This is a genomic window from Thermostichus sp. MS-CIW-38, from assembly GCF_054058415.1.
In genome coordinates, this window is the sequence record NZ_JBSSAH010000030.1 from 11,614 (window position 1) to 37,984 (window position 26,371).

The following is a 26,371-nucleotide window of genomic DNA, read 5'->3' on the forward strand; positions in this document are numbered from 1 at the left end:
AACGCGGCGAAGGGTCAGGATAACCAGAAAAAGGCGTTACCTTTCTTTGCAGTTTTAGTGTAACTCAGAATCAGTACGCGCTGGGATCCCTTGGACATTTCGATTCCCGCTGGGACAGGGCTCGACCCCAGACAGGTGGAACCGCGGCTGTCTCAGCCCAATGGCCGACAATCACTCGTTGGCCAGCGGTTGGAAAAGCGAGATCGTCCCGGCTGGAAAGCGCTAACGGGATCCCTCCCGCAACAGCTCGATCAGCAGGGGAGCGACATCCCTGAGCAGGGGGATCAAAACAGCCGTGATGGCGGCGATGGTCACTACATTGCGGGTGAAGTTGAGGGTATCGCGGCTGAGCTGGAAAAACCGCTCGTCCCAGCGTTTGACCTCGGCCTCCAGACGTTCTTCGGCGCCAGCAATGCGTTCCTCGGCTTTGGCAATGCGTTCCTCGGCTCTGGCAATGCGTTCCTCGGCTCTGGCAATGCGCTCCTCGGTGCCGGCAATGGTTTGCATCAGCTCTTGGTTTTGCCGGGCCAGTTGGGCGATGGCCTGAGCGTTGGCCTCGACAGTGCGCTCGATGCGCGCCAGCCGCTCCTCGCTGTAGCTCATGGTCGGGGAGGGGGAAATTGATGCGGGCTGGGGAAGTCCTGAGGTGGGATCCCTTGCAGAGCCTCAGTCATAAAGCGCTTCCAGGTGGGGGCAACAAAGGCCCCGCCGGCGGTGCCGGGCAGCATGGGGGAGTTGTTGTCGTTGCCAATCCAAATGGCGGTAGACAGTTGCGGCACATAGCCGATGAACCAAGCGTCGCGGAAATCGGAGGTGGTGCCGGTTTTACCGGCTACAGGTCGCCCATCGTCCAGACGAGCTGCCCTCCCGGTGCCTTGGGTCACCACCCCTTTGAGGATTTGGTTGAGCGTAGCCACCGCCCAGGGATCCAAAACCCGCTCCGGCTGGGGCCTGGCCTCGAAGAGGATTTGGCCGTTGCGATCCACCACCTGGGCCAAGAGGGTCGGCTCCACCCGATATCCGCCATTGGCAAAGACCGCATAGCTGGCCGCCATCTCCAGGGGGCTGACGCTGGCCGAGCCCAGAGCTGTAGCCAAGTTGGGAAACATCTCGGCACTGATGCCGGTGGCCTGAGCCGCTGCGATGACGTTGCGGATCCCAACATCATCGGCCAACTTAACCGTGGGCACGTTGCGGGAGAGCTCCAAAGCCCGAGCAAAGGTGAGGGAGCCATAGAAGGTGTTGTCGTAGTTTTTCGGGCTGTAGGGTGGCGAGCCGGGATAGGTGACGGGGGTATCTTCCAAGATGCTGCCGGGTGAATAGCGCCCGCTGGCCAGAGCCGCGTAGTACACATAGGGCTTAAAGGTGGATCCCGTTTGGCGAAACGCCTGGGTGGCGCGGTTAAATTGGCCCCGCTGAGCGTTGATCCCGCCCACAATGGCTTTCACATAGCCGGTACGGGGATCCACTGCCGCCAAAGCCATTTGATCGGCACGACGAGCTGCCCCAATGCGGGGGCCATCTTCATTGACAATGCGCTGGGCAAGGCGCTGCAGACGCAGATCGATGGTGGACTGAACCCGCAGACCTCCTTGCATTAGAGCTTGTTCCCCATAGCGGCGCCGCAGCTCCGCCTCAATGGCGTCGGTAACTGCTGGGGCGTTACTTTGAAAGGAGGTAATGCGGCCTAAGGTCAGCTTTTGCTCCCGCGCCGCCTGGGCTTCCTCGGGGGTAATCCACTTCAGCTCCACCAGACGATCCAGCACCAGGTGTTGCCGCCGTTTGGCTCCCTCCAGGTTGCGAAAGGGGCTGAGGGTTTCCGGAGCCGGCAGGATCCCAGCCAACATCGCCGCTTCAGCCAAGTTCAGTTCAGACGCATCCTTGTTGAAGTAGCTGCGGGCCGCCGCCTGGATGCCGTAGAGATTGTGCCCCCAGTACACCTGGTTGAGGTACATCTCCAGGATCTCGTCTTTGCTGAAGACCTGTTCTAGGCGCACCGCCAACACGATCTCGGCGACTTTACGGCTGAGGGTACGCTCCGGCCTCAAAAACAGGTTCTTGACCAACTGCATTGTCAGGGTGGATCCCCCCCCCGCCGAGCCTATACCCCCCTCCACACTGCCTAGGATCGCCCGGCCCAAGCTGACCGGATTAATGCCTGGATGGGTGTAAAAGTGGCTGTCTTCAATGGCCAGCAAGGCCTTTTTCATCTCCGGCGAGACCTGTTCAAGGGAGATCACTTCCCGGTTGGCCTCCCCGTGTAGGCTGGCAATGGGCTCGCCCCGAATATCGACAATGTGGGTGGTGGCAATGGGCACGTAATCCCGCAATTGATGCACGTCCGGCAAGTTGCGGAAGCTAATGGCCAGCCCCACCAATCCGGCAGCCGTTGCCGTGGATCCCAAGAGCAGGGATCCCAGCAACAGATTGCCCACCACACCGGCAACCTGGGCAATCCGGGAGGGGCGGGTGGGTGGGGTATAGTCGGCATGCTCGTCAAACCCCGATCGGGAAAAGGGGGAATTGGAGAAACGCTCCAACCCCGGCTTTCTCGCCCGGCGGGCCAATGGTCTGCGACCGTAGGTCACGTCAAAAACCCTGTCACGTCCGTGTTGCAAAGCAACAACAAGCCAGACCCATTATAGGGCGGCGTCTATTGGGGCAGCAGGATGGCCAACCCTGCCCATCGACAACTCCAACCGGGCTAGGGGGAGAAGATCTTGAGTTGAGAATCGAGCATCTTTTGCGTGGGCTTAAAATGGCTCATGGGTTCAGCCGGAGGATCAGGCTTTGAGTATATCGTCAGCCTCAGTTTCGCCAGCGTACCGGGATCCGTTGATAGCCCAAATTGTTGAGCGGGGGGTGGCCGAGATCTTTCCGGGAGGGCCTGCTGCCCTGGCGGAGCGCCTGGCCACAACAAATCGTCCCTTGCGGGTGAAGCTGGGCATCGATCCCACCCGACCGGATCTACACCTGGGCCATTCAGTGGTGCTGCGCAAGTTGCGCCAGTTCCAGGATGCGGGCCATGTGGCTATTTTGCTCATCGGGGACTTCACGGCGCTGGTCGGGGATCCCACCGGCCAATCGGAGGCCCGTCCCCGCCTCACCCCAGCAGAAGTGGAGGAAAACGCCCGCACCTACTTGGAGCAAGCCGGCAAGATTTTGGATTTTGAGACCCCCGGTCGGCTGGAGGTGCGCCGCAACAGCGAGTGGCTGGCCCACCTGACTCTCAGCGAGCTGATCGAACTCCAGGCCCAGATGACGGTGGGGCAGATGCTGGCCAAAGAAGACTTTGCCCAGCGCTACCGCGCTGGAACGCCAATTTATCTGCACGAATTTCTCTATCCCCTCCTGCAGGGCTACGACTCGGTGGCTCTGGCAGCCGACGTAGAACTGGGGGGAACCGACCAGCGCTTTAACCTGCTCACCGGTCGGGATCTGCAAATTTGGAAGGGCCAAGCGCCGCAGTTTTGCCTGACGGTGCCGCTTTTGGAGGGGCTGGACGGGTACCAGAAAATGTCCAAGTCCAAAAACAACTACGTGGGGCTGACCGAGGATCCCCTCACCATGTACTCCAAGCTGGAGAAGGTGCCGGATCACCTGGTGGAGCGCTACTTTGAGTTGCTCACCTCAGTGCCCCTTGCCGAGCTGCCGCAGGATCCCCGCCAGCGGCAGATCCTCCTAGCCAAGACCCTAGTGGCCCAGTTTCACTCCCCTGCAGCGGCAGAAGAGGCCCAGCGCACCGCCCAAGCCCTGGTGCTAGACGGTATTCTTGCCGAAACGGGATCCATCCCCACCTTTGCCATCGATGGGTTGTCTTACCCTGTTAAACTCAGCTACATCCTGCGTGAGTGTGGCCTGTGCAAGAGTGCCGCCGAGGCCCGTCGGCAGATTCAAGGGGGCGCCGTGCGGCTGGATGGGCAAAAGGTGGAGGATCCCGACCTGGAGTTTGCCCATGCCTCGGAGCTGGCGGGGCGGATTTTGCAGGTGGGCAAAAAGGCCTTTCGTCGGCTAGTGAAAGGCGCAGATTAGTCTTCCCCTCTCCCTGTGGGAAAGGGGTGAGGGGATCCATCAACGGGCAGGCTTGAAGCCGAGTCCGGTTTTTTTCTGCCTGGTCTTGGCTGGGGGATCGGACAGAGGAGAAGCTGACGAAGTTGGCGGGAAAACGGGCTCCGGTTTGGGCCGGATCGAGCCCGCCTCGGCTACTGCCTCAGAGAGCTTTTGCCGCACCAGCTCCTGAGTCTCCAAAATGTTGGGATCCGCCGCCCATTCCGGGGCCTCTCGAACGGGATCATCCTCGGAGGTGAACTCCAGGTCGTAGGTCTCGGCGCGGTAATCGGGGCTGAAGCATTCCCAAGCTCGCAAACTGTAAAAATAGGGGAACAAACGCACAATGCGCTCAATATCCAGGTGCTCGGCAAAGCGACGAAAAGCCTCTTCTTCAGACACCGGAAAAGGGGCGTAATGTTCTGAAACAAACCACCGCAAGAACTTCCGCGCCTCTGGGATGATCTGCTGGGCAGGCAGGGATCCCAGTGCTCCTGCATTAAAACAGTTCACCAGCAGATGCTCCAGCATCACCGCGTTGTACTCGGCAAAGCAAGTTTGCTCGCGGCTTTCCACCGGCTGCCAGGGCATGTTGCCGTTGGCGGCAATGAGCAGGTGAACCAGGTCATGGGAGGGGTTGGTTTGGATGTAGCCGTGCCCCTCCAACTTGGCGCCATCGCAGCTAAAGAGCTGGTGTTGGGGGCTCCAATAGAACTTGAGTTGCTTTGCCGCCATGTTCAGTTCTCCTCCTCACCCAGGGGATCCTTTTAGAGCTTACACCTGCACTGATGAGCTGCTATGAACTATAGGCCACGGAGGAGAGCGCCGGCTTATTTGACAATTGGTCAGCGAGAACGCTTGCCACAAGTGGCAAAACAAAGGGGTCTTTATCTCGAAGCAATTCTCGGAGCAGACAGGCTTTAGCCGCCCTACTAGGCTCAAAGCTGAGACCCGCTGTGCTCGCATTGTGAAAAAAGATGAACTCGAGATCCTCTAACTGCAGTAAAAATCTTTACGCCTACACCAAGCGCTACAGTAGCTTTCAGAATTACTGGGTGGTATTGCAACTCCGTACTTTCATGCCACCCCACTGTGCTTGCACTGGCAGCTGCAATGACTGTAAAAATACAGCCCGGTCAAGTAAAAAGCCAAAAAGCTGGTTGGCTGCTTCTCCTGGTGCTCGTGGGAAGCTGCCTCGCTGGCTGTGGCTCTTCCGGCGGTACAGGCATTGAGCCGTCTGCTGTGGGATCCCAAGCTCGCCTGACATTCAATGGGGCTCTGACCCGCTCCTTTTCTGGCACACAAGGGGAAATGGAGTTCAACATCGCCCTCTTGCAAGGCGGGGATCCGCCCCAACCAATAACCCAGCTCTCTGCCAGTCAGGTCAGCCTGCAGGTAAACCGGGTAACCGATTTGCTAGGGATCCCGCAGCCGGTAACCTTGACCCTGACACCCACCCGGATCGAGAACCCCCCGCCGGATCTGGCTCAGCGGCCTTTGCTCATGGCAGTGCTGATGGATGGCTCAGGCAGCTTGCTGGTTTTGGATCCCCAATCTCGGCGCTTCCTGGCTGTTTTTCGGCTCTTGGATCAATTTCGCCCTGCACCCCTGGATCTGGGCGCCATTCTGCGCTTTGACAACCGGGGGGCAGGTTTTGGCCTTACAGCCCTGGGGCAGCCTCTGCGCACAGCTCAGCTATTGCAGGACTTCACCGGCGACAAAGAGCTGCTGAGACGAGGCGTTTTGCGCGCTGTTCCGGGGGGGAACACTGCCCTCTACGATGCCACGGTAGAAGCCGGGCGTTTCTTGAGCGACTTTCGGCCCACCGAGCGTTTCAACCGCCGCTTGGTGGTATTCACCGATGGGATTGACAACGAAAGCACCCGCTCCATCAACCAAGCTACTCAGGAGCTGACAACTTTGGCCAGAGAGCGAGGACAAAAACTCACCGTGTATGTGGTTGGGTTGGGGGTCGATTTGAATCTTCTGGAGTTACAGCGTCTGGCTGCAGCTACTGAGGGGACTTTTGTGCTGGCACGGTTTGCGGATCAACTTAGCTAAACCGCCGGGAAGCCCCGCACTCTCTGCAACAGCAGGAGGGTCGGGATGAAAGGCGTATATATCCTGTGCCATAATCAACATGGCTGTACAAAACGGCGTTGCCGGAATCTGGTACAGCTACGCGGTGGGACATCCCGTGTCTGCGCGTGGAGGGTTCTTGCAGTAGCTCCCCGATGAAGCGCGAAGCCCACGCTGTACCTGTAGGGTCAGTGATGGGAGTATGTCACTTTTAATCAGCTTCGCTTTGTGGAAGATCTCATTCGCGTTTGCTATGCCCCAGAAGGCGATCAATCGGATCAACCCTGCCGCCTCCGCATTCCGGTGCCCCTACCTCCTGCACCGACGGACTTTCCGACACCTCGACCCACTCCTGCCTCTACCCCGACACTAACACCGACGCCAACACCGACGCCAACCAACTAGGTAGGAGCATGCCTCTAACCCCCAAAACCCTGAACTTTGCTGAATTTACTGAGCTTTAGGCGGTTTGGCAAAAGTCATTGAGAGGGATATAGTAGACCAAGTTTCCCCCTGATCCTTGAGTCCACCGCAACGGTTGCCGGGAAGTGAAGGGGGAAAGCGCTCGGGGGGTATTCCTCAGGGCTTTGCGGGATACCGCCTTCCTGCTCAGAGATAGGCAGGATGCGATCGCTTCTTTCCTGAACCATGTTCAGGGGAGTTCAGCGTGAATGTATCAGAGCCGTGTAGCCATGCCCTTGGAGAAGTTGGTCCCGCTATTGCGGTCGCAAAAGCGTTGCGTAGCGATGACGGCTTTCCCCCGGGTGGAGCACGCCAGTCGTTGAAATCTCAATCGAGGTCTGACAGCGCTTGCCGCCTGTGACGGTGGGATGTCAGGCTGAGACAGGAGTGGTTTTGCAGTCGGTAGGAACCATGACGCAGCGTGCCCAAGGATTTTGGCAATGGGGATCCCTTTGCCGGATTGGCCTCTACGTAGCTGCTCTGCTCTGCGGGGTGGCGCTCTGGGGGATCCCGGCCTTGGCTCTGCCCCAAGGGGATGCCATCACGGATCCCCGTACCCTGTTGCGGCGGGCGTTGCCTATTCAGGAAACGAAGCTGCTGGAAATTGATGAGGCCATCTCCAAAATCGACACCGACCTGAAGTACAACCGCTGGTCAGCGGTGCGGGGAGATGTGCGCCAGGTGGAGCGGCTTCTGGATCGCCATGGAGATTCCCTGCTGGCCGGCTTGCCTCCGGATCGGGTGACCCCAGCCTCTGAACAGATGGCTGCGCTGCGGGAGCAGTTGCGGGTGATCGGCCAAGCCAGCGAGCGCAAATCCAAAGGCAAAGAAGAGGCCCGCGCTGCCTACGACCGTCTAGTGGACGAGTTGGGATCCCTCGAAAACAACTGGGTGGGGGCTTTCCCCTACACAGTGCCTGCTGAGTATGCCGACAAACCTCAGCTCTTGGGGCGGGCAGAGGTGGAGCTAAACACCACCGCTGGGCGCATGGTGATCACCTTAGATGGCTACAGCGCCCCCATCACTGCCGGCAACTTTGCCGACCTGGTGCAGCGGGGCTTCTACGATGGCCTGACCTTTGACCGGGTGGAGACCTTCTTCCTGGCGCAGGCCGGGGATCCCCCTGGCCCTGCCGATGGCTATGTGGATCCGGCCACGGGCAAGGTTCGCACCATCCCCATGGAGATTCGCGTCAAAGGCGAGGTGATGCCCCGCTACGGCCAGACTTTTGATCAGATGGGCCTGTGGGATGTGGAACCGGCTCTGCCCTTTTCCGCCGAAGGGACGGTGGCCATGGCCCGCTATCCCGACGATCCCAACAGCGCTTCTTCCCAGTTTTTCATCTTCATGGCCGAACCGGATCTCACCCCGGCGGGGTTAAACCTCATGGATGGCCGCTATGCCGTGTTCGGGTACGTTACAGAGGGAACGGAGGTGCTGCGCCACATCAAAGTGGGGGATCGGATTTTGAGTGCCAGATTGATTTCCGGCCAAGACAACCTCAAAACTGGAGCCTAGAGGGGATCCCTTCCTTCCTGCCTAACTGTGTCGATAAGCCGCCGTACCGTCGCCGCCCCTGCAGAGGGCTGGAAGCGAAAGGGAAATTTGCCCCTGGCCAACAGGCGCAGACCCAAAGGCACCAAACTGAGCAGCCCTTTGGGATCCCGGCCCACCACCTGCAGGGCAAAGCGGCGCTCATCTATCCAACCACCGGAGCGCACCAGTTGCACCAGAGTCTTGCGGTGGCGGATGGCTATGGGCAAGGACTCCGTCCGAATAGCGCGAACAGCGTGCGATGGGGAACGGTCGGTGGGCAGAGCAGCGGTCTTGTCTGCATGGCGGGAGAGGATCCCCTGTTTGAGTTCGGTGATTTGATCCAGAGGTGCCACGCCCATCGGGCAGACGCTGTTGCAGTTCCAGCAGCGGGTACAGCCCCAGACACCAGCCAAGCTATCCAGAGCCTGCAGGCGTTGTTCCCGTTGGCTGTCGCGGCTGTCTTGGACGAGGCGGTTGGCTCTGGCCAGAGCATGGGGGCCAACAAACTCTGGGTTCACCTCTTTGGCATTGCAATCGGAATAGCAGGCTCCGCAGAGAATACAGCCACCGGCAGCGTTGAGATGCTCCCGTTCGGCAGGCAGCTGTAAAAACTCTCGCTCCGGGATGCGTCGCCCTGCCGTGCTGACAAAGGGATCCACCCGGCTGAGATCGTTCCAGAAGGGCTGCATATCCACCACCAGATCCCGCAGAACGGGCAGGTTGCCCAGAGGGCCGATGCGAATGGTCTGTGGCTGGGAGCTGCGGGGATCCAGCTCTTCGCCCACATGTCGGCCACAAGCCAAGGCTGCCCTACCGTTGATGCGCATGGCGCAACTGCCACAGATGGTGTTGCGGCAGTTTTTGCGGAAGGCCAAGCTGCCATCCTGCTCCCACTTGATCTGGTTGAGGCAATCGAGAATGGTGGCGCCAGGGGATGTCTCCAGCCAGAAGGACTGCCAGCGGGGCGGCTCCGGCGGCAACTGTCGGAAAATCTGAAATTCTACTCGCAAAGTGCTCTGCACCGCTGAAGGGAAAGGGGATCCCATCCTAGCTCTCTCCCTATTGCCCCGCAACGCTCGCGCGAACAACGCGATAGCAGAAGTGGCTACAGCGCGCGGCTGAGGGAGCTCCCCGGCCCCTGAAACAACAGCCAAGAAATAAGGAAGTTGGTAACAAACACGCCCAGCAGCGCCGTAACCACTGCATCGGTGGTGGAGCGGCCCACCCCCTTGGCCCCTCCGCTGGTGGAAAGGCCCCAGTTGGAGCCGACAATGGCGATCAAAGACCCAAACACCATCGCCTTCAAACAACAGACGAGCAAATCCCAGGAGCTCAGAAGGGTTTGCGCCGAGTTGAGAAACACTGCAGGAGAGATGTTGTAGGCCGAAGCGCAGATGATCATCCCCCCCACCAGCCCCGTCAGCAGGGAGAGGATGGTGAGCACCGGCAGCATCAGCCCCGCAGCCAGCACCCGCGGGATCACCAGATAATCCACCGGATCGGTGCGCAACAACAGCAAAGCGTCGATCTGCTCCGTGACTTTCATGGTGCCCAGCTCGGCAGCAAAAGCGGATCCCACCCGTCCGGCCAAGATCACCGCCGTCACCACCGGTGTCAGCTCGCGGGCAAGGGCAATCGCCAAAACCCCCCCAATCAAGGAAGAGGCTCCGAAGTTGATGAACTCCCGCGCCAACTGGATGGTGAAAACACCGCTGATCACCACCGCCGTAATCAAAACAATCAGCAGCGACTCCAGCCCCACCGCCGCCAACTGATCCAGGGTGTTGCGGCGATGGATACGGCCCCGCATCAGATGCAAAATCACCTGGCCGGCCAAGAGAAAACTGCTGCCCACCCGCTGCAACCAGCTCATGGTTTCGGTCTCAAGAAGCCGTTATCGCTAGGCGACGCTTTGGCGACCCCGTTAGGGGGGCGGAGTCCTTCGGGGTTGCCGGCTCCGCTGGCAGCTGAAAGCTGGGCACAAACGAGGCCCGTGTCAGGGGTTGATCCAGGATCAGCCCCTCTCCCCCCAGCACTTCTAGGGCACGGCCTTCCACCGAGATCCACACCCGGGCGCCGGGGTTTTGGCTGGTGGCCGTGTAGAGCACCTGCGCAATCCGGCTCATCATCGCCGTGGATCCCCCCCCCTGGGTAAACTCTGGGGAAAAATTGAGAAAAATATCGTCACCTTCCACCCGCACATCCAACACCTGAGTTTGGGGTGGAATGGCGCTGGTAAGGTGGGGATCCCGGGGGCCGGCAATCAGCTCCTCCAAGGCCAGGCGGATGGCTTCTTGAGTGTCAAAGGCGCGAACCGTGCGCTCTTGCTGCACATAGTAAATGGAGTTGTCGGCACTGGTCAGCCAATACAAGGAAAGGGTTTGCCGGGGCCCGATGCTGTACCACCAAGCTCCCCCCATCACCCCTAACCCCAGCAAGAAGCCAAGGATCCCCAATTGCAGGGCCCGGCCGCGACGTGGGCAGCGACGCCGTCCTCCCAACCTAACGGAGCTGAGCTGTGCAATACGGCCTCCGTAGTGGCTCATTGCTGGCAACCCCCTGTCTTACCTAGCTCTAGGGTAGCGAAGAAAAGCCCACTCTGCCGGGGATCCCCAATAGGCTGGACAGGCAAAAGTGCAGCAGCAACTGGGATCCCTTTATTTGTATGATGATAATGATTTACACCCGGCATTGCTGAGTCGATAACTGAGCACACAAGGAGCTGAGCCTCAATCATGGTTACTGCCACCGCTACTGCCACCAATGTTGGCTACATCACTCAGGTCATTGGGCCTGTGATCGACGCCGAGTTTCCCAGCGGCAAGCTGCCCGAAATCTACAATGCCCTCAAGGTGGAGGGCACAACCGAAAGCGGCCTGAAGGTTAACGTCACCTTTGAGGTGCAGCAGCTTTTGGGGGATAACCGCGTGCGTGCGGTGGCCATGTCCTCGACCGACGGCCTGGTGCGGGGCATGCCGGTGGTGGATACGGGCGCTCCGATTACTGTGCCGGTCGGGCAGCCCACCCTGGGGCGCATTTTCAATGTGCTGGGAGAGCCAGTTGACCAAGGAGAGCCCGTTCAAGCCCAAGAATTTGCCCCCATCCACCGCAGTGCGCCTCCACTTGTCGATTTGACGATTAAGCCAGAGCCCTTTGAAACCGGCATCAAGGTGATTGACCTGCTGGCCCCCTTCAAAAAGGGGGGCAAGGTGGGCCTGTTTGGCGGTGCCGGCGTCGGCAAGACAGTGCTCATCCAGGAGCTGATCCACAACATCGCTGAGGAGCACTCTGGCCTATCGGTGTTTGCCGGCGTGGGAGAGCGCACCCGCGAGGGCAATGACCTCTACAACGAGATGAAAGAATCCGGTGTGCTGGACAAAGTGGCGCTGGTCTATGGCCAGATGAACGAGCCACCGGGTGCCCGCATGCGGGTTGGCCTGACTGCCCTGACCATGGCAGAGTACTTCCGCGACGTTAACAAGCAGGACGTGCTGCTGTTCATCGACAATATCTTCCGCTTTGTGCAGGCCGGGTCGGAAGTGTCGGCGCTGTTGGGCCGCATGCCCTCGGCGGTGGGTTACCAGCCCACCTTGGCTACCGAAATGGGCAACCTGCAAGAGCGCATCACCTCTACCAAGCAGGGATCCATCACCTCGGTGCAGGCGGTGTATGTGCCTGCTGACGACTTGACGGATCCGGCCCCAGCCACCACCTTTGCCCACCTCGACTCCACGGTGGTATTGTCCCGCAGCTTGGCAGCCAAGGGTATCTATCCGGCGGTGGATCCCCTGGATTCCTCTTCCACCATCCTGCAGGCGGACATTGTGGGCGAAGAGCACTACAACACCGCCCGGGCAGTGAAGCAAACGCTGCAGCGCTACAAAGAGCTGCAAGATATCATCGCCATCCTGGGGCTGGACGAGCTGTCGGAAGAGGACAAGCTGGTGGTGGCCCGCGCCCGCCGCATCGAGCGTTTCCTGTCCCAGCCGTTCTTCGTGGCGGAGGTATTCACTGGCTCCCCCGGCAAGTATGTGAAATTGGCAGACACCATCAAGGGCTTCCAGCGCATTTTGTCGGGGGAATTGGACAATCTGCCGGAGCAAGCCTTCTACTTGGTGGGCACCATCGAAGAGGCCATCGAGAAAGCGGAGAAGCTCAAGTCCAAGTGATCCCTCACCCCCAGCCCCTTTCCCACAGGAGGAGAGGGGAGTTGCCGATAGCGCGGCGACTGGGCTCCCCAGGGTTGAAGGGGGGAACGCCCTGGTGGCATTGCTGACTGAAAGCGCTCCCCAGACCCGGCAGGGCTCCTTCTTTTCGGGGGAGCCTTGGTTTTATCTACAGGTGGGACGGCTGCTAGGGATCCCCGGCGACAGGCCCGAAGCGATAGCCCTTGCCGTAGACGGCGTGGATCAATTCTGCTGCCCCGGGCAACCTGAGGCGTCGCCGCAGCAGGCGCACCTGGGCTGCCAAGACGTTGCTGCTGGGGGGATCCTCTCCGGCCCACACCTGCTCGTAGATCTGGTCGTGGGTGAGCAACTGGCCGGGGTGGGTCATGAAGTACTCCAGCAGGCGAAACTCTTTTTGGGAGAGGTGGATCATCCGCCCCTGCCGGTAGGCCACCTGGTTCTCCCGATCCAGCTCCAAATCCCCGACCTGCAGGCGAGGGATCCCTTCTCCAGTACCTGTGGTTCGCCGCAAGAGGGCCCGCACCCGCGCCAGCAGTTCCCGCAGCTCGAACGGCTTCACCAAGTAATCATCTGCCCCGGCATCCAGCCCTTCCACCCGGTCGTCTAGGGTATCTTTGGCCGTCAGAAACAGGATGGGGGTGGTGCAATCCACCTGCCGTACCCGCTGGCAGAGGGAAAGCCCAGAGAGCTCCGGCAACATCCAATCCAAGACCAGCAGATCGTAGGGCAGAGCGGGGGACTTTTGCAGCAGCTCCCAGGCCCGCCCTCCTGTGTAGGCGACGTCCACCGTGTAGCCCTCTCGCCTCAGTTGCTGGGCCAGAGAATCGGCCAACTCCACTTCATCGTCCACCAATAAAATCCGTGCCATAGGACTCCGTCCCGCTAACGCGAACACCTCAGGACTCGGTCTCGCTGTTGTCTTGGAAACAATGTGGAGCGCTGACGTACTCAGAAAAGGACTCCGTCCCGCTAGAACTGGAGAGCGGCTCAAGCTGCAAGGATAGATCGTAAAGGCGGCGCCGCGTCCAGATGGGGGATCCCTGCAGACGCTGGGCCAACCGGCGGCTGGCTGCAGACCGGGACAGGCCTTCGGCCAGCAATCGGGCCATTTCTTGACGAATTTCCGCTTCCGATTCACTGTCTCCCCGCCCATTCAAGGACTCCGTCCCGCCTCTGGCAGGGTTAGGGCTGGGAACGGCACCCACATATCCCTCAAGCAAGAGGGTGAACTCCCCCCGCGGCGGCTGGGCGGCGCAGTGCTCCAGAGCTGCTGCCAGGGATCCCCGCCAGAAGGACTCATACAGCTTGGTCAGCTCCCGCGCCAGCACGATCTGCCGCTCTGGGCCGCAGTGATCCAGCAGATCCTGCAGAGTTTGGCGCAGGCGATGGGGGGCCTCGTAAAGGATGAGGGTGCGGGGCTCTTGGGCCAACTGCCGCAGGCGGGCCTGTCGTTGGCTGGGTTTAAGCGGCAAAAATCCCTCGAACACGAATCGTCCTGTAGGCAGGCCCGAAGCGGTCAAGGCGGCAACAGCAGCTACCGGCCCCGGCACAGGGATCACCGGGATCCCGGCCTGAATGCAGGCGCGCACCAACTCTTCTCCCGGATCGGAGATGGCAGGAGTGCCGGCATCGCTGATCAGGGCCACCGACTGGCCCGCCGACAGATACTTCAGGAGTTGCGGGATCCGTTGGGCAGCGTTGTGCTCGTGATAGCTGATGAGGCGGGCGGAGATTTGAAAATGTTTAAGAAGCTGGCCGGAGTGGCGAGTATCTTCTGCCGCCACCCAGTCCACTTCCCGCAAAACCCGCAGCGCCCGCAGGGTGATGTCTTCTCGGTTGCCGATGGGGGTAGCCACCAAATAAAGGCTGGCGGTGGGGTGTTCCATCCCGAGCTCCAAGGCTGAGCTGCCGATAACCAGACAATAGCCAATTAGAGCAATTAGAGATCGCCTCGGATCCCCAGATTAACCTCTCTTGGCCGGTGCCCCGATACCCAAGCATCTGCCTTTCGCGGTAGCGGGACGGAGTCCTTTCGCGGTAGCGGGACGGAGTCCTTTCGCGGTAGCGGGACGGAGTCCTTTCGCGGTAGCGGGACGGAGTCCTATGGCAGGATCGAGAAGTGCTGCGGAGAGGGATCCCGGTGCGCTTGACAACGCGGGCCACCTATAGCATCAAAGCTTTGTTGGATCTGGCGATGCTCGGCTCCGGGCAAATGGCTTCGGTGCGGGCCATTGCTCAGCGACAGGGGATCCCAGCTCCCTACCTGGAAAAGTTGCTGATTGAGTTGCGGCAGGCTGGCTTGGTTTGTTCCCAACGGGGGGCCCAGGGGGGCTACCGGCTGGCACGGGCACCGCGGCGGATCCCGATTAGCGCCATTTTGGCGGCAGTGGGAGAATCCTTGGATCCTCTCATGGACAGTTCTAATCCTTCAGCCGTGCATCCGGCGGAGCGGCTGGACTGGGTGACGGAAGCCCTGTGGAAGCGGATCGCTCGGCAAGTGCAGCAGGTGCTGGAGGAAACCACCTTGGAAGATCTGTATTTTGATGTTCGGAGCTGGCAGGCGGCTCAGGATCAGGAGAGTGGATTTGTGGTTTGAGCCTGCTGGCGGGATGGAGTCATCGCTGTTTTTCCCGGCCCAACCGACTGCCGGGCTGGTGCTGGCGGCAGCTTTGGCTTTGGATTATCTGCTGGCGGATCCCTGGGGTTGGCCTCATCCGGTGCGGGTGATGGGGGCTGTTATTGCCTGGGGGCAAGGCTATATCCTCAAGCACTGCTCAACTCCGCGAGCACAACAGTGGGGCGGGGCAGTTCTCACCCTAACTTTGGTGGGGGGATCCTACGGCATAGGCTGGGGGCTGGTCGCCATCGGCAATGCCATCCATCCCTGGGCAGGGATCCTCATGCAGGTGATCCTGATGGCCAGTTGTCTGGGAGGGCGCAGCCTGCGCTTTGCTGCGTTGGAGGTGTTGGATCCCTTGGAAAAAGAGGATCTGCCGGAGGCCCGTCAACGTCTCAGCCGCTACGTGGGGCGGGATACAGAGCACCTGACGGCATCGGAGATTTTGCGGGCGCTGATTGAGACGGTGGCCGAAAATACTCCCGACGGAGCAACTGCCCCTCTGTTCTACGCCTTCTTGGGAGGGGCGCCCTTGGCCCTAGCCTACAAGGCCAGCAGCACGCTGGATTCGATGGTGGGCTACCGCCACCCCCCTTTCACCCATTTGGGCACAGTGCCGGCCCGCTGTGAGGATGGGCTGACTTGGCTGCCCTGCCGCCTGACGGTGCTCACCCTGGCCCTGCTCAGCCGGGATCCCTGGGGGTTTTGGCAGCGGTGTCGTCAGGATGCGCAGGCGGATCCCAGCCCCAATTCCGGGTGGAGCGAGGCGGCTTTTGCCTGGCGGCTGCAGATCCAACTGGGGGGAACCAATTTCTATCGCGGGATCCCGAAGGTGAAACCCAAATTGGGGATCCCGGCTCGCCCTTTGACCCCGCAAGTGGTGCAGGAAAGTTTGGGACTGCTGCGACAGGTTGTATGGATTTGGGGGAGTTTGATGGTGGGAGCAACTCTCCTGTTGACCGTTCTGCAACTCATGGTCGTTTATTTCACCCCCTAGGATGAACTAAACAACCGGTTGCTTCCTGCTTCTACGACCCTTACCTAGCTGAGCTTTTGACTCAACCCCGGCAGAGGAATCTCCACAGGCGCAACTTCCCCCAGAACTTGAGGTAGAGTTAGCAAAGCTAACTAGATCGGCGGCAACAAAAACCGTAGCTGCTGTCAACCTGCCGTGAACCTAGAACCGCTGAAATAAACGATGATAAAAACAGCAGCTGCTACAGATATCAAGCACAGGGCGGTGGGGCATCCCGTCCTTTTCGCGTCAGCGGGACGGAGTCCTTGAAGCTCGCACTCTCTCGCTTTAGCGGCGCGGAGCGCTTTGCGTCAACATGAGTGCGGGAGTTATGTCACTTGTGCAACCGTTTATCGCTGGCTGAGCCGAGCAGACCTCACGACAACAAAAGTCAAGACCCGCAAGCGAAAGACAGACTTGGCTGCCCTGCAGCAAGACGTAGACCAGTGCCCAGAAGCTCGACTAAAGGATGGAGCCCAGCGCCAGAGCAATACCCATTAACTGCAGCATTGACAATATCCGACAATATCCAAACAACAAAAAGGCCCCCTTTCGAGGGCTTTTTTGAGGATACTGTTGCGCCGTTTTACCGTGGTTTTCGACCTGGAAAATCCAGTATAGGATACCGGGGATGATTGTCGATAGTTTCCAAATCAAGTTTGGCCTACTGCTCTCACATCCACTTCCCATCCTAATTGTCGAAGGGTATAGATCGCAAAAACATAACGGCAGTCACCAACGCCGCAGAATCCTCTCCCAATCATACCCCATTTTTGGGGTGTGCCCGTCAAGTGCTCACCAAGGGCTAGGATAAAAGACAGCTTGACGGGTTGCTGGCCATGCTTGGTTCCTGGTTAGACAACATCTACGGCGCTTGGTTTCTGCCGGAGCGCACCTTTCGGGCGTTGCGGGAACAGCCTGTTCTCTGGCAAGCCTTTGGGGTGGTGGGGCTGCTCAACGTCCTGGATGCGATTCGCCGCTCTGGGGTAAGCCTGCCGAGCATGGTGCTGGCGGTGCTGATGGGATCCCTGGGCTGGGTGGGTTTGGCGGCTTTGTTGCAATTGCTGGCCTTTTGTTTGGGTCGGGCTGTCCCTTCCTTTTCAGCGCTGCTGTGCTTGACGGGGTTTGCCGGTTTGCCGTGGCTGCTGCTGGGGCCTGCTCAATCGTTGGGTGGGGTGGTGGGATCCCTGCTGGGCCTTGCAGCGCTGCTGTGGTTTGTGGTTTGGCAGGTGCGGGCGGTAGCTGTAGCGCTGGATTTGGAGTGGTGGCGCCTGGTGGGCCTGATCCCATTGGCTTTCCTAGGGGGGATCCTGTCCCTGAGCTGGCTGACCAGCAGCGTCGTTGCTTTGGCTTCCTTGGGCTAAAGCTTATAGTTGTTTCAGGTTAGGGTGAGACGCCTGGGCTACCAAGAAAAGCCTTCTGGTTCTGCGTATTGTTGCTCCGCAACGCTGACGCGACGATGCGACCAGGGCTTTAGGTGTGGGTGCAGTGTCCTAGTTGGAGTTGAAATGATCATAATTCCCATTGGATCTTGGGGTGTGGCCAGGGATGCTTCCCTGGAATTAGCGGGGCACTCGCTGCAGATGCGGCTTTTCCTCCGGCAGAATAGCGCCTTCTACGGGGCAAACCTGTAAACAGATGCCACAGTCGATGCAGGTGGAAAACTCAATCCAAAAGTAGTCGGTGCCTTTGGCATTTTTGGTATCGCCGGGGTGGATGCAGGCAACAGGGCAAGCCTCTACACAGTCGGCCACACCTTCACAGATATCGGTGACAATTGTATGCGGCATGGATCCCTCCCAATGAACGCTCTAAGTCAAATCCTAAGTGCAGTTGCCACAAGGTCAGCCTTGACGTCGCCTGCGCTTCCTATGCTGTTGACTTTTTGATTAGAATGCGCGATATTTGCCCGAAGCTGCCTGAAAAAGATGGGACTTATATCTCAGTTCTAGGGTTCATTTTAGGCCAAAATTGCTCCCCCCCGACGAGAAGTTTTCCAGATCGTCGCTTTTTCTGACCAGCGCAGCGCCAATGCAAAAGAAGTAGAATGCTGGAGCGAGCCGGCAAATGGGCTCCCACCGCCTCGAGAGTTCTCTCTTGCCAAAAATGGCAAGGGACATACTCTGCTGTGACCTGGGTTTTAACCGAAAGATAGGATGATTTGGCATAAAACAGGGGCTAAATCTCTCTGGGATCCCGCTCTTGAGACTGCCACCAACGGCTGAGGGGCCAATACAAAGCGGGTGCCCAGAGGCTACTTAAAATAGCAGACGTGAGGGCATTGCGTTGATGGTTCCACCAGATGCTCTCCAGAGAACGGGGGCCATCGCCGCCGATGCTGCCGAAAGAGTGAAGGGAGTTCCCCAATCCATCCAGCAAAGTTTGCATTCCCGCCGGATCCAGGCCCTCGGATCCCTGGGAGGCGGCAAGCCACATCCACTGCAGCGCCATCAGGGTTTCGGCAATCACCACCATACCAAAAACGATCAAGGCCACCGAGATGAAGTCTTCTTGCATGTAGCGTTGTTTTTGCAGCTTGGCGGTGAGGATCCCGACTACGGCCAGCCCCAGCGCATGGGTAGGACAAGGGCTGGTCAGCGCATCTTGCAGAAAACCCAGGGTGACCCCGGCAACAGCCCCCTGCCAAGCTTTGCGCCGCACACTCCAGCACACCACCCAGATCAAGGGCCAATCTGGGGTTAAGCCTGCTAGCTCCAAGCCCGGCCCGCGCCACCAAGGGGCCACTGCTGCCAGCAATCCTGATAGGGCAGTCACCACCCAGTTGAGGTGAGACTTGAGCTTAAGAATCAGAGGGTTGAGCATAGCGGTAGATCAAGGCCCATTCCAAGAGACCCAGCGGCGCCGACAGTTCGACAGTGGCTTGAGGGGCAGGGCTGGCATCCAAGTTGACCGCTCGAACCGTTCCCACCACAACCCCGGCTGGGTAAAAGCTGCTCAGGCCCGAGGTCACCACCACATCCCCCACCTCTACTTTGGGGGCCTTGTCGAAAAAATCCAAAATGGCGCTCTGGGTGCCCGTACCCCTCAGGATGCCCATGTGTCGGCTGCGACTCAGCATTACCCCGACACGGCTGGTGGGATCGCTGATCAGGAGCACTCGGCTGGTGTTGGGCGTGACCGACTCGACTCGCCCGATCAACCCGCCCGGCGCCATGACTACATCTCCCACCCTGACTCCATGCCGGCTGCCGCGGCTGAGGGTGAGCTGTTGCCACCAGTGATCGGCGCTGCGACCCACCACGGCTGCTGGGATCCCCGCTTGGGGCATTTGCTCGGTAAATTGCAGCAGTCGCTTCAGCTCGCGGTTTTGGTACTGCAACTCGGCTACCAGGGCTTGCAGCTCACGGTTAGCGGCCTGGCTGAGCACCGCAGCGGGATCCACAGGCGGACGGGCTGGAGCAGTGATCCAACTGTACAATTCCACCAATAGGGATCCCTGGGTTTGGCGCAGGCCCAATGCTACCCCCATCGCCAAAGCAGACAGGAGTAACCCCAAGCCGTAGCGCCTCCACCATTGGCGTAGCCGATTCAAGCAATACCTCTCCAACCCACTCGACTCACACCTCAGGGATGGGAAGAAACTCCTCTAGCCCTTGAAGCTGCCGCTCAACACTCGACCTAGGGTTTTGAAATCCTCCAAAACTCGCCCTGTACCGAGCACCACACAACTGAGGGGATCCGGGGCAATGTGAACCAAGATCCCGGTTTCATGGCTGATCAGGGCATCTAGACCCTTGAGCAAGGCTCCTCCCCCGGCCAGCATGATGCCTCGGTCGATGATGTCGGCAGCCAATTCCGGTGGAGTGCGCTCCAGGGTGCGCTTAATGGCTTCCACAATCACCGAGAGGGGCTCGGCCATGCTCTCGCGAATTTCGGTGCTCTTCACCGTGACGGTACGGGGTAAACCCGAGAGCAGGTGTAACCCGCGCACTTCCATGGTCAGTTCCTCTTGAATTGGGTAGGCGGAGCCAATCCGAATCTTGATCTCTTCAGCGGTGCGCTCCCCGATGGTGAGGTTGTGAACCTTTTTCATGTACTGGGCGATGGCCTCGCTCAGCTCATCTCCCGCTACCCGCACGGACTCGCTCAGCACGATCCCCTGCAAACTGAGGACGGCTACCTCAGTGGTGCCGCCGCCAATGTCGATGATCATGTTCCCAGTGGGCTCTTGCACCGGCAGCCCGGCCCCGATTGCTGCTGCCACCGGCTCATCCACCAAATACACCTCCCGCGACCCAGCTTGGAGAGCGGCTTCCATCACCGCCCGTCGCTCCACCCCAGTCACACCGCTGGGGATCCCAATCACAATGCGGGGAGCAATCAGGTACCGGCCCTCGTGTACGCGGTGGATGAAGTGTTTTAGCATCATCTCCGCCGTGTCGAAATCGGCAATCACCCCATCTCGCAGAGGACGCACCGCTACAATGTTGCCGGGGGTACGGCCCAACATTTTTTTGGCATCTTCCCCCACAGCCAGGGGTTGCTTGGTGTTTTGGTCGATGGCGACCACAGAGGGCTCTTGCAGGACAATGCCTCGCCCGGCCACGTAGACCAGCGTGTTGGCAGTGCCCAAATCAATGCCCATATCACGGGAAAATCGGCTGAATAACCCCACGGTAAGTCGCTCCAGTCTTGATTTGGGAAGAAGCAGCAAGCTTTGGTACCTACTATAGTCTAGTTCTGCAAGAGAATCTCCCCCGAAGAGTGGGAATCTGCTCCAGAGAAACCGGCTATGGCTGTATCCCAGCCAGCTGTGGAAGATCGAATTCGCCGCTAAGGTGCAATCCTGTTGTGATTCGGGATCCCTCGTGCCTAAGGTTGCCATTGCTCCAGCCGGCTATCCGGCCATCGCCCCCTATTCTCCCGGCGTGAAGGTGGGCAAAATACCCTCTACATCTCGGGCACATTGGCCCTGGATCCGGAGGGCAAGACGGTGGATCCGACATCGCCACCCAGACTCGCGTGGTGTTGGAGCTGAGTGACATCCTCCCGACGCTCACCCTGCGGGTACAGCGCGGGGCTTCTCGGCAGTTTAGCTAAGATAGACCAACCCGGTCTTTTGGCGGTTGCGATGCAGCTCTCTGGTGCCTTGGTTAGCGTGGCTACCCTGGACTTGCCTCGTCTACAACGCTTCTATCGGGATCTCTTGGGGATCTCTCCCCAAGTCCAGCTCCCGACAGAGGGGGATCCGGTGTACGTAGAGTTTCGTCTGCCAGGGTTGCGGCTGGGCCTCTATCGCAGCCGTCATCTCGATGGTGGTGCCCAAGCCGCAGCGGTGAGCCTCTGCCTGCAGGTGCAAGATTTACAGGGATCCCTGACAACACTGGAGGGGTTGGCGGGAGCTTATCAGATCTCCATTTCCCCTCTGCGACAAGCCTTTCATGGACAGGAGGTGGATTTTCGGGATCCCGATGGCAACCGGATTGTGCTGCACCAGCCCTCTGCTGCTTTTGAGGAAGCGACGGCCTGGGATCCCCAGGGTTAGATTCGCCAGAGATAGATGGTGTAGGTGTTGATAACATCCGATACAGTGGTGGTGGCGGTGGGGAGCCAATCTCCCATGTCGAAGGAGTGGGTGACCAGACGAGCGCCGGGCCGAAGCTGGGAGCGCAGCTTGTCTCGGATCAGCAGGTGGGAGCGGGGCAGCAAATAGCAGCTCACCACCGTCGCCGGGGTTAAGTCCAGAGTGAGCAGATCCTGCTGGAGAAAAGTAACTCGATCCTGAACTTGGGCTTCTCGGGCCCGCTGTTGGGCTTCCAGGATGCGCTCCGAGTCGATATCCACTCCCATGCCCTGTGTGCCAAAGCGCTGCGCCGCCCGGATGAGAATGCGGCCATCCCCACAGCCCAAGTCGTAGAGAGTATCCTCGCTCCCCACCTGGGCCAAATCCAGCATGGCATCGACAACCAAGGGCAAGGTGCGCACATAGGGGGCCAAGCTGATTCCCTCTGGACTTTGCCGGTTGGGCTGGCATTGGAAGAAGGGATCCCTGCCCACCGAGTTCTGACCCAGCTTAGGTTTGAAACCGCGGGGCACCAAGGGTTGATTCCGAGAAGAGCGGTTTTCTCTGTTCATCAAATATTCTCATCAATTTCCCATCAGTCTATCAACCTGTCGCAGTACAGAGCCCCTGCCGTTCTACTGGGTGGAAAGTCACCGCCAATTGCGTCGGCTCAAGTACAGTCTACTAAGGGGTTATGGGATACACCTGTATGGTCATTTTCAACAGGAATGAAACATCTCCGTTCCATTGCTCTCTAACTCCCCTCTCCCTCTGGAGGGGCTGGGGGAAGCGGCGCGGAGCGTCTGGGCAGCGGCGGGAGTATCTCAATCGAGTCTGGAATGACTATGAACCTGCTTGTTCTAAACCTCACTGGGGTCAAGCCTCGGAAACACGATTTTTATACTCTTTTATATCCCTTAATTTGTAACGGGCTGTATCTCAAAAAATATCTTGATTCAACAACTTAGCCAGGCGTTCCAGCCCCTTTTTGACTTGGCGGGAAACGGTAACGGCACTGATCCCTAGCCGCTCTGCCGTTTCTTTTTGCGTGAGGTCATAGAAGAAGACAAATTCCAAAATCTTGCGGGTACGTTCCTCCAGCTGAGCCAAGGCATGTTGTAGGCGAATACGATCTTCTTCAGCCAGTTGAAAACTGCGGTAGCGCTGATCCGGAACGACCTCCCCCAGAGCAACACTGTCTTCCTCAGTTTGAATCGGAGCATCCAGGCTGAGCAAAAGGCTGTTTTGTTGGGCCAGTTCCAGCTCTCGCCATTCCTGCTCCGTCAGTTGCAGGGCTTCCCTCACCTCGGCCTCAGAGGGAGAACGGCCCAACTCTTGCCGCAGACGGGCAATCACCTTCTTGGCTTGTCTTTGCAGGGTCGTCCAGCGGCGTGGGATCCGCATGGTGGGGCTTTTGTCCCGCAGGTAGTGTTGAATTTCTCCGCGAATGTAGGGCAGGGCAAAGGAGCTAAAAGCCAGGCCTCGGCTGATGTCAAAGCGTTCGATAGCTTGAATCAAACCCAAACAGCCAACTTGCACCAGGTCGTCGTACCCCTCATTGCATTGGTTGCGCCAGTGGTGGGCCTCTTTGCGCACCAAGCCCAAGTTCATTTCCACCAGCCGGTTGCGCAGGGCTGGATCGCGATTCTGGTGGTACAGCCGCAACAGTTCGGCAGTTCGGGCTTTAACATCCTCACTAGATGCCATAGATCCACATGCGGCTGGGAATCCGATCTTGGCCAAAGGCAATGGAGTGGAGGCCGCCGGTCGCCTCAGGGAGACGGAGTTCTTGGGAGAGGTCAGGCGAGGGGCCGTTATCATAGACAACCACTTTACCGATTTGCCGAAAATAACTGTAGAACAAGCACTCAAGGAACTCGAAAACCATTCAAAGGTTGAGGATCCCACCCATAACCAACACCCATCCAGTCAAGAGACGCTTTTGCCCAGCCAGACCCTGCGCAAGCAGGTGCTACAGGGCTACAGGGATGGCGTTAGAAGCACAACCGGACACTGTTGAGATTTGCCAAGAGCTGGAACGTTCTTAGTTTGACCAGGTTTCTTGACCCAAGCAACAGCATCTCCACGGAAAATCGGCGGGTTTCATCGGCAAAAGAGCGCAATTTTCCCGTAAGACCCAACGAAATTGCCGGATTTCTGTTGTTGGCGTGCTCTCGTGGTTATTGGTGATTGGGTCAGGTTGGCGGTGAAACAGCCTGTGCATTCCAGCCTCTCCTCTCCTTCTGGGAGGTGAGAACGTCAAGAGGCTGTTCGTGACAGCGGCGGGGGGTTCTTGGGGGGATCCGTGCCGGCAAGGGCTGCCAAAAAGGATGCAAAACTCGGCTCCTCGCGAATGAGGTCGAAATAGGGCTCAGAGGAGAGCAAGGGGCGGTAGCGTTCCGGCTGCAGGCGTAGGGCTTGCTCCAAAGCTTGTAGGGCCTGAGGCACTTGGCCTTCCCAGGCGTAGCAGCAGGCTTTGGCGTAGTGAGCCTCGGCATTGTCGGGATCCATCTGCAGGGCCCGATCAAAACTCTGGATGGCCAGCTCGTAGAGGTTCAAGTCCATCAGAACCAGGCCGCGCTGCACCCAGATCTGAGGGCGTTTGGGATCTTGCGCCAGGGCACGGTCGTAGCTGTTGAGGGCCTCCATCGGGTTGCCGAGGCGGTGGTGGGCAAGGGCGTGGCCGGCCCAGAGAGAGACGGATTCGGATCCCAGTTGCAGGGCTCGTTCGTAGCTGGCCAGAGCATCGGCGTAGCGCTCTAGGTGAAACAGAGCCAGCCCCCGACTCTGCCAAACTTGAGCATCGACGGGGTTGATGGCGAGGGCTTTGTCGTAGCTGATCAAGGATCCCTGCCACCGCCCCAGAGAGGCTAAGGTTAGCCCGTGCAGGTACCACGTTTCCGGGCTATCGGGGCTGAGAGCAAGAGCGCGCTCGTAGGCGCGTAGGGCTTCTTCGTAGCGGCCCAATTGCCGCAGCGTGTTGGCCTGGTTAAAGCGGGCCTCAAAAAAATCCGGCTTCAGTTGCAGAGCCCGCTCATAGCTGGCCAGAGCTTCTTGATGGCGACCGAGATCGTCCAGCAGAGAACCACGGTTGTTCCAGGCTTCGGGGAAGTCCGGCTTCAGCTCCAGGGCGCGGTCGTAGCTGGCGAGGGCAGCTTGGGCTTGCCCCAGGTGGTCGAGGGTGGTGGCGCGGTTGTACCAGGCAATGGGATCCTGCGGCTGATCTCCCACCGCCTGCTCGAAGGGCTGTAGTTGAGCCGCCTGTTCCGCCGAAAGGGCAGATGGGTCAACCGCCGGGGCCGGCGAAACGGCTGTAGATTCTGGGGAGGCAGCACGCTTCTGCCGCCGCAGCCACCAGGCCCAACCCCCGGCCAAAAGCAACAGGCTCGCCCCCAGCACCAGCACGCCCACGTCGGTCGGGGCAATCACAAACGGCATGACCCACTTCCTCTTTTCTGCGCGCCTCTACATCATCACCAAAAACGGCAGGGGATCGCTGGGCCCTGCCGGCGAGATCAGCTCAATGCGCTTTTCGCCAGGGTAGGTGCTGGGATCGATCTCAAAGGTAACCGTCAGCGCCTCGGCGTTGGCCTGCACCGGTTCCTTAGAGCGTCCCAAGGGATCCCCAAAGCTGACTCGGATCCCTTTACCCGCCGGGCTGACTCGGATTTCCGTCACCTGATCCAGATGGGATCCCTCTAGGGTACAGACGATTACATCCCCGACAAAGGCCTCCAGAGGCCAGCCCCGCCGCACCACCGGTTTGGACATGGTTGTCGCTCCCACAGGCTTCTGCATCTCAGTTTAATTTTTCATTTTCCCCTCCCTGCTCCAGCCCAAAACGGCTTTGGTGGCAGAGAGGCTCTCCCCCCTTGGGCCGGATCTCCTGCCACCCCTGTAGAGAAGAGGGAGTTGGGGAAAGGGCAACGGCAGGCGCTCGCAGCAACACCTGGCGGTCTGGGCCCACGCTCACCAAGCGGGGCATCTCTCCAAGGCTATCGGCCACCGCAAACAGCACCCGCTCTCGCGCCTGGGGATCCCAGCCCAGCAGCTGCGCATACCCCAGCGCCGGCGGCGGATCCCAGATTTGCACCGGTGGGATCCCTGTCGAGCCAGTGGGCAAAGGCCAGACCACCGCCCGATCCCAGCTCAAATCGGTCTGGAACCAGCCTTCGTACTCCCGCGCCAGCAAAGTGTTCCCCTGCCAGCCTAGAGGCAGGATCATGGCAAAATCCAATGCCTCAACGGGGTCGTACACCGACCCTGAGGCTTGATAGATAACCTGCAAGGCCCGAGTACGGGTGTTCTCGGCAAACAACACACTAGTCAACCGACCAGCCTGAGGCGTGGCCACCAAATCTAGCCGTGTGTACACCTGCCACTGGGGATCCGGCGCCGGCAAGGGATCGCTGCGCAACAGGCCAACCAATGTGCATTGCCGCTGCCGGGCTTGCTCCTGCAAGTCGTACACCCATTCCCAAGGGATGGGCAAAGTAGGGGGAGAGGAGACTCCAGGGGCAGCCGGCGCCATGTCCCTCGCCCAGGCAGCGCTCCCCTCCGCCCAGCCGATCCAAACAGCCACAAGGGCTCTCCCCAGTTGCCACAGCCAGTTTTGCCTGAGCCAGCCCCCCATCTGCCTCACCTTCCGTCGTGACATACTCCCGCACTCATGCTGATGCAAAGCGCTCCGCGCCGCTAGCGCGAAAAGGACATTTCCTGCGCTTTAAGGACTACGTCCCGCTGACGCGAAAAGAACGGGATGCCCCACCGCCCTGTACTTGATGTTGATGGCCGCATGGTGGTCGCGCCCTAGTTCTAGCCCACAATGGGAACAAGAATGCCACCTGTCTTGAATCGCTTTCGGTACTCTTTGACCACACCGAGAGCAGTTTTGACTGCTGCCG

28 protein-coding genes and 1 other RNA gene are annotated in these 26,371 nt (G+C 59.3%); 9 read left to right on the plus strand and 20 right to left on the minus strand.

Annotated elements, in window-relative coordinates; all coding sequences use genetic code 11:
• Positions 1–222 precede the first annotated feature (222 nt).
• Complete coding sequence (locus ACVWXZ_RS10460) at positions 223–603, minus strand: hypothetical protein (RefSeq protein WP_414402426.1); 381 nt, start codon at positions 601–603, stop codon at positions 223–225.
• Complete coding sequence (locus tag ACVWXZ_RS10465) at positions 600–2,588, minus strand: transglycosylase domain-containing protein (RefSeq protein ID WP_457403102.1); 1,989 nt, start codon at positions 2,586–2,588, stop codon at positions 600–602. The genes ACVWXZ_RS10460 and ACVWXZ_RS10465 overlap by 4 nt, the downstream gene beginning before the upstream one ends.
• A 202-nt stretch (positions 2,589–2,790) precedes the next feature.
• Here ACVWXZ_RS10465 and tyrS point away from each other — a divergent pair, with 202 nt between their 5' ends.
• The gene (tyrS, locus tag ACVWXZ_RS10470; RefSeq protein ID WP_457403101.1) at positions 2,791–4,032 is read left to right on the plus strand and encodes a tyrosine--tRNA ligase; all 1,242 of its coding nucleotides are present in this window, start codon (positions 2,791–2,793) and stop codon (positions 4,030–4,032) included.
• A gap of 39 nt (positions 4,033–4,071) precedes the next feature.
• Here the strand turns inward: tyrS and ACVWXZ_RS10475 are convergent, their stop codons facing one another.
• On the minus strand, positions 4,072–4,782 hold the full coding sequence (locus tag ACVWXZ_RS10475) for a hypothetical protein (RefSeq protein WP_011434070.1): 711 nt from the start codon (positions 4,780–4,782) through the stop codon (positions 4,072–4,074).
• Between the two features lie 447 nt (positions 4,783–5,229).
• On the opposite strand from ACVWXZ_RS10475, the gene ACVWXZ_RS10480 reads away from it, so the two are divergent.
• Positions 5,230–6,108, plus strand: a complete 879-nt coding sequence (locus ACVWXZ_RS10480) for a vWA domain-containing protein (protein WP_457403099.1) — start codon at positions 5,230–5,232, stop codon at positions 6,106–6,108.
• Positions 6,109–6,999: 891 nt separating this feature from the next.
• Entirely contained in the window at positions 7,000–8,106 is a 1,107-nt protein-coding gene (locus ACVWXZ_RS10485; protein WP_457482500.1) for a peptidylprolyl isomerase, read from the plus strand.
• On the opposite strand, the gene ACVWXZ_RS10490 is transcribed toward ACVWXZ_RS10485, so the two are convergent.
• The 3 genes from ACVWXZ_RS10490 to ACVWXZ_RS10500 all read right to left on the minus strand — a co-directional run bounded on the left by ACVWXZ_RS10490 (position 8,103) and on the right by ACVWXZ_RS10500 (position 10,670).
• Positions 8,103–9,134: a succinate dehydrogenase/fumarate reductase iron-sulfur subunit gene (locus tag ACVWXZ_RS10490; RefSeq protein ID WP_457403112.1), complete on the minus strand. Its 1,032-nt coding sequence runs from the start codon at positions 9,132–9,134 to the stop codon at positions 8,103–8,105. The genes ACVWXZ_RS10485 and ACVWXZ_RS10490 overlap by 4 nt on opposite strands.
• 95 nt (positions 9,135–9,229) lie before the next feature.
• The gene (locus ACVWXZ_RS10495; protein ID WP_457403096.1) at positions 9,230–9,997 is read right to left on the minus strand and encodes an MlaE family lipid ABC transporter permease subunit; all 768 of its coding nucleotides are present in this window, start codon (positions 9,995–9,997) and stop codon (positions 9,230–9,232) included.
• Between the two features lie 10 nt (positions 9,998–10,007).
• Positions 10,008–10,670 carry a GerMN domain-containing protein gene (locus ACVWXZ_RS10500; RefSeq protein WP_457403095.1) on the minus strand — a complete coding sequence of 221 codons (663 nt, stop codon included), beginning with the start codon at positions 10,668–10,670 and terminating at the stop codon, positions 10,008–10,010.
• Between the two features lie 189 nt (positions 10,671–10,859).
• Between ACVWXZ_RS10500 and atpD the strand changes: the two genes are divergently transcribed.
• Positions 10,860–12,293 (plus strand): F0F1 ATP synthase subunit beta, encoded by a 1,434-nt coding sequence (atpD, locus tag ACVWXZ_RS10505; protein ID WP_011434062.1) that lies wholly within the window; start codon positions 10,860–10,862, stop codon positions 12,291–12,293.
• Between the two features lie 184 nt (positions 12,294–12,477).
• On the opposite strand, the gene rppA is transcribed toward atpD, so the two are convergent.
• A complete protein-coding gene (rppA, locus tag ACVWXZ_RS10510) occupies positions 12,478–13,179 on the minus strand; it encodes a two-component system response regulator RppA (protein WP_457403094.1) in 702 nt (233 codons plus the stop codon).
• A 28-nt stretch (positions 13,180–13,207) separates the two neighbouring features.
• Positions 13,208–14,197, minus strand: a complete 990-nt coding sequence (gene rsmI / locus ACVWXZ_RS10515) for a 16S rRNA (cytidine(1402)-2'-O)-methyltransferase (RefSeq protein ID WP_457403093.1) — start codon at positions 14,195–14,197, stop codon at positions 13,208–13,210.
• A gap of 254 nt (positions 14,198–14,451) precedes the next feature.
• Here rsmI and ACVWXZ_RS10520 point away from each other — a divergent pair, with 254 nt between their 5' ends.
• The 3 genes from ACVWXZ_RS10520 (at position 14,452) to ACVWXZ_RS10530 (ending at position 16,444) form a co-directional block, all read left to right on the plus strand.
• Positions 14,452–14,907 carry an Rrf2 family transcriptional regulator gene (locus tag ACVWXZ_RS10520; RefSeq protein ID WP_414409052.1) on the plus strand — a complete coding sequence of 152 codons (456 nt, stop codon included), beginning with the start codon at positions 14,452–14,454 and terminating at the stop codon, positions 14,905–14,907.
• A 13-nt stretch (positions 14,908–14,920) separates the two neighbouring features.
• A complete protein-coding gene (gene cbiB / locus ACVWXZ_RS10525) occupies positions 14,921–15,925 on the plus strand; it encodes an adenosylcobinamide-phosphate synthase CbiB (RefSeq protein WP_457403091.1) in 1,005 nt (334 codons plus the stop codon).
• A gap of 324 nt (positions 15,926–16,249) precedes the next feature.
• A complete protein-coding gene (locus ACVWXZ_RS10530; protein WP_071818172.1) occupies positions 16,250–16,444 on the plus strand; it encodes an IS630 transposase-related protein in 195 nt (64 codons plus the stop codon).
• A 65-nt stretch (positions 16,445–16,509) separates the two neighbouring features.
• Here the strand turns inward: ACVWXZ_RS10530 and ssrS are convergent.
• A non-coding RNA gene (gene ssrS, locus ACVWXZ_RS10535) (6S RNA) lies at positions 16,510–16,696 on the minus strand.
• Positions 16,697–16,782: 86 nt separating this feature from the next.
• Between ssrS and ACVWXZ_RS10540 the strand changes: the two genes are divergently transcribed.
• Positions 16,783–17,307 carry a YIP1 family protein gene (locus ACVWXZ_RS10540; RefSeq protein ID WP_457403089.1) on the plus strand — a complete coding sequence of 175 codons (525 nt, stop codon included), beginning with the start codon at positions 16,783–16,785 and terminating at the stop codon, positions 17,305–17,307.
• Between the two features lie 198 nt (positions 17,308–17,505).
• On the opposite strand, the gene ACVWXZ_RS10545 is transcribed toward ACVWXZ_RS10540, so the two are convergent.
• The 4 genes from ACVWXZ_RS10545 to ACVWXZ_RS10560 form a co-directional block, all read right to left on the minus strand.
• Positions 17,506–17,733, minus strand: coding sequence for an indolepyruvate ferredoxin oxidoreductase subunit alpha (locus ACVWXZ_RS10545; protein ID WP_011434056.1), 228 nt, complete (start codon positions 17,731–17,733; stop codon positions 17,506–17,508).
• 388 nt (positions 17,734–18,121) lie between these two features.
• Positions 18,122–18,766 (minus strand): rod shape-determining protein MreD, encoded by a 645-nt coding sequence (gene mreD, locus ACVWXZ_RS10550; RefSeq protein ID WP_457403088.1) that lies wholly within the window; start codon positions 18,764–18,766, stop codon positions 18,122–18,124.
• Positions 18,744–19,496: a rod shape-determining protein MreC gene (gene mreC, locus ACVWXZ_RS10555; RefSeq protein WP_011434053.1), complete on the minus strand. Its 753-nt coding sequence runs from the start codon at positions 19,494–19,496 to the stop codon at positions 18,744–18,746. Before mreC ends, mreD begins: the two co-directional genes overlap by 23 nt.
• Positions 19,497–19,550: 54 nt before the next feature.
• Entirely contained in the window at positions 19,551–20,579 is a 1,029-nt protein-coding gene (locus ACVWXZ_RS10560; RefSeq protein WP_414419661.1) for a rod shape-determining protein, read from the minus strand.
• 456 nt (positions 20,580–21,035) lie between these two features.
• Here ACVWXZ_RS10560 and ACVWXZ_RS10565 point away from each other — a divergent pair, with 456 nt between their 5' ends.
• Entirely contained in the window at positions 21,036–21,449 is a 414-nt protein-coding gene (locus ACVWXZ_RS10565) for a VOC family protein (RefSeq protein ID WP_457403086.1), read from the plus strand.
• Here ACVWXZ_RS10565 and ACVWXZ_RS10570 read toward each other — a convergent pair.
• The 7 genes from ACVWXZ_RS10570 to ACVWXZ_RS10600 all read right to left on the minus strand — a co-directional run bounded on the left by ACVWXZ_RS10570 (position 21,446) and on the right by ACVWXZ_RS10600 (position 26,322).
• Entirely contained in the window at positions 21,446–22,039 is a 594-nt protein-coding gene (locus ACVWXZ_RS10570) for an SAM-dependent methyltransferase (RefSeq protein WP_457445262.1), read from the minus strand. The two genes, ACVWXZ_RS10565 and ACVWXZ_RS10570, sit on opposite strands and share 4 nt — an antisense overlap.
• Positions 22,040–22,406: 367 nt before the next feature.
• Positions 22,407–23,174: an RNA polymerase sigma factor SigF gene (locus ACVWXZ_RS10575; protein ID WP_041436760.1), complete on the minus strand. Its 768-nt coding sequence runs from the start codon at positions 23,172–23,174 to the stop codon at positions 22,407–22,409.
• A complete protein-coding gene (locus tag ACVWXZ_RS10580) occupies positions 23,164–23,298 on the minus strand; it encodes a hypothetical protein (protein WP_457482501.1) in 135 nt (44 codons plus the stop codon). Before ACVWXZ_RS10580 ends, ACVWXZ_RS10575 begins: the two co-directional genes overlap by 11 nt.
• A 428-nt stretch (positions 23,299–23,726) precedes the next feature.
• A complete protein-coding gene (locus ACVWXZ_RS10585; RefSeq protein WP_457482502.1) occupies positions 23,727–24,905 on the minus strand; it encodes a tetratricopeptide repeat protein in 1,179 nt (392 codons plus the stop codon).
• Positions 24,906–24,932: 27 nt separating this feature from the next.
• Positions 24,933–25,238, minus strand: coding sequence for a hypothetical protein (locus ACVWXZ_RS10590; RefSeq protein ID WP_011434047.1), 306 nt, complete (start codon positions 25,236–25,238; stop codon positions 24,933–24,935).
• A 28-nt stretch (positions 25,239–25,266) separates the two neighbouring features.
• Positions 25,267–26,124, minus strand: coding sequence for a hypothetical protein (locus ACVWXZ_RS10595; protein ID WP_414349815.1), 858 nt, complete (start codon positions 26,122–26,124; stop codon positions 25,267–25,269).
• 66 nt (positions 26,125–26,190) lie between these two features.
• Positions 26,191–26,322, minus strand: coding sequence for a zinc ribbon domain-containing protein (locus ACVWXZ_RS10600; protein WP_457482503.1), 132 nt, complete (start codon positions 26,320–26,322; stop codon positions 26,191–26,193).
• Positions 26,323–26,371: the final 49 nt, after the last annotated feature.

Coding starts and splice junctions, on each gene's coding strand:
- ACVWXZ_RS10540 (WP_457403089.1), top strand. CDS start 16,783: ATGCTTGGTTCCTGGTTAGACAACATCTACGGCGCTTGGTTTCTGCCG.
- ACVWXZ_RS10495 (WP_457403096.1), bottom strand. CDS start 9,997: ATGAGCTGGTTGCAGCGGGTGGGCAGCAGTTTTCTCTTGGCCGGCCAG.
- ACVWXZ_RS10545 (WP_011434056.1), bottom strand. CDS start 17,733: ATGCCGCATACAATTGTCACCGATATCTGTGAAGGTGTGGCCGACTGT.
- ACVWXZ_RS10565 (WP_457403086.1), top strand. CDS start 21,036: ATGCAGCTCTCTGGTGCCTTGGTTAGCGTGGCTACCCTGGACTTGCCT.
- ACVWXZ_RS10595 (WP_414349815.1), bottom strand. CDS start 26,124: ATGTCACGACGGAAGGTGAGGCAGATGGGGGGCTGGCTCAGGCAAAAC.
- rppA (WP_457403094.1), bottom strand. CDS start 13,179: ATGGCACGGATTTTATTGGTGGACGATGAAGTGGAGTTGGCCGATTCT.
- ACVWXZ_RS10570 (WP_457445262.1), bottom strand. CDS start 22,039: ATGAACAGAGAAAACCGCTCTTCTCGGAATCAACCCTTGGTGCCCCGC.
- ACVWXZ_RS10475 (WP_011434070.1), bottom strand. CDS start 4,782: ATGGCGGCAAAGCAACTCAAGTTCTATTGGAGCCCCCAACACCAGCTC.
- ACVWXZ_RS10575 (WP_041436760.1), bottom strand. CDS start 23,174: ATGGCATCTAGTGAGGATGTTAAAGCCCGAACTGCCGAACTGTTGCGG.
- ACVWXZ_RS10585 (WP_457482502.1), bottom strand. CDS start 24,905: ATGCCGTTTGTGATTGCCCCGACCGACGTGGGCGTGCTGGTGCTGGGG.
- rsmI (WP_457403093.1), bottom strand. CDS start 14,197: ATGGAACACCCCACCGCCAGCCTTTATTTGGTGGCTACCCCCATCGGC.
- atpD (WP_011434062.1), top strand. CDS start 10,860: ATGGTTACTGCCACCGCTACTGCCACCAATGTTGGCTACATCACTCAG.
- ACVWXZ_RS10500 (WP_457403095.1), bottom strand. CDS start 10,670: ATGAGCCACTACGGAGGCCGTATTGCACAGCTCAGCTCCGTTAGGTTG.
- ACVWXZ_RS10460 (WP_414402426.1), bottom strand. CDS start 603: ATGAGCTACAGCGAGGAGCGGCTGGCGCGCATCGAGCGCACTGTCGAG.
- ACVWXZ_RS10590 (WP_011434047.1), bottom strand. CDS start 25,238: ATGTCCAAACCGGTGGTGCGGCGGGGCTGGCCTCTGGAGGCCTTTGTC.
- mreD (WP_457403088.1), bottom strand. CDS start 18,766: ATGCTCAACCCTCTGATTCTTAAGCTCAAGTCTCACCTCAACTGGGTG.
- cbiB (WP_457403091.1), top strand. CDS start 14,921: ATGGAGTCATCGCTGTTTTTCCCGGCCCAACCGACTGCCGGGCTGGTG.
- ACVWXZ_RS10485 (WP_457482500.1), top strand. CDS start 7,000: ATGACGCAGCGTGCCCAAGGATTTTGGCAATGGGGATCCCTTTGCCGG.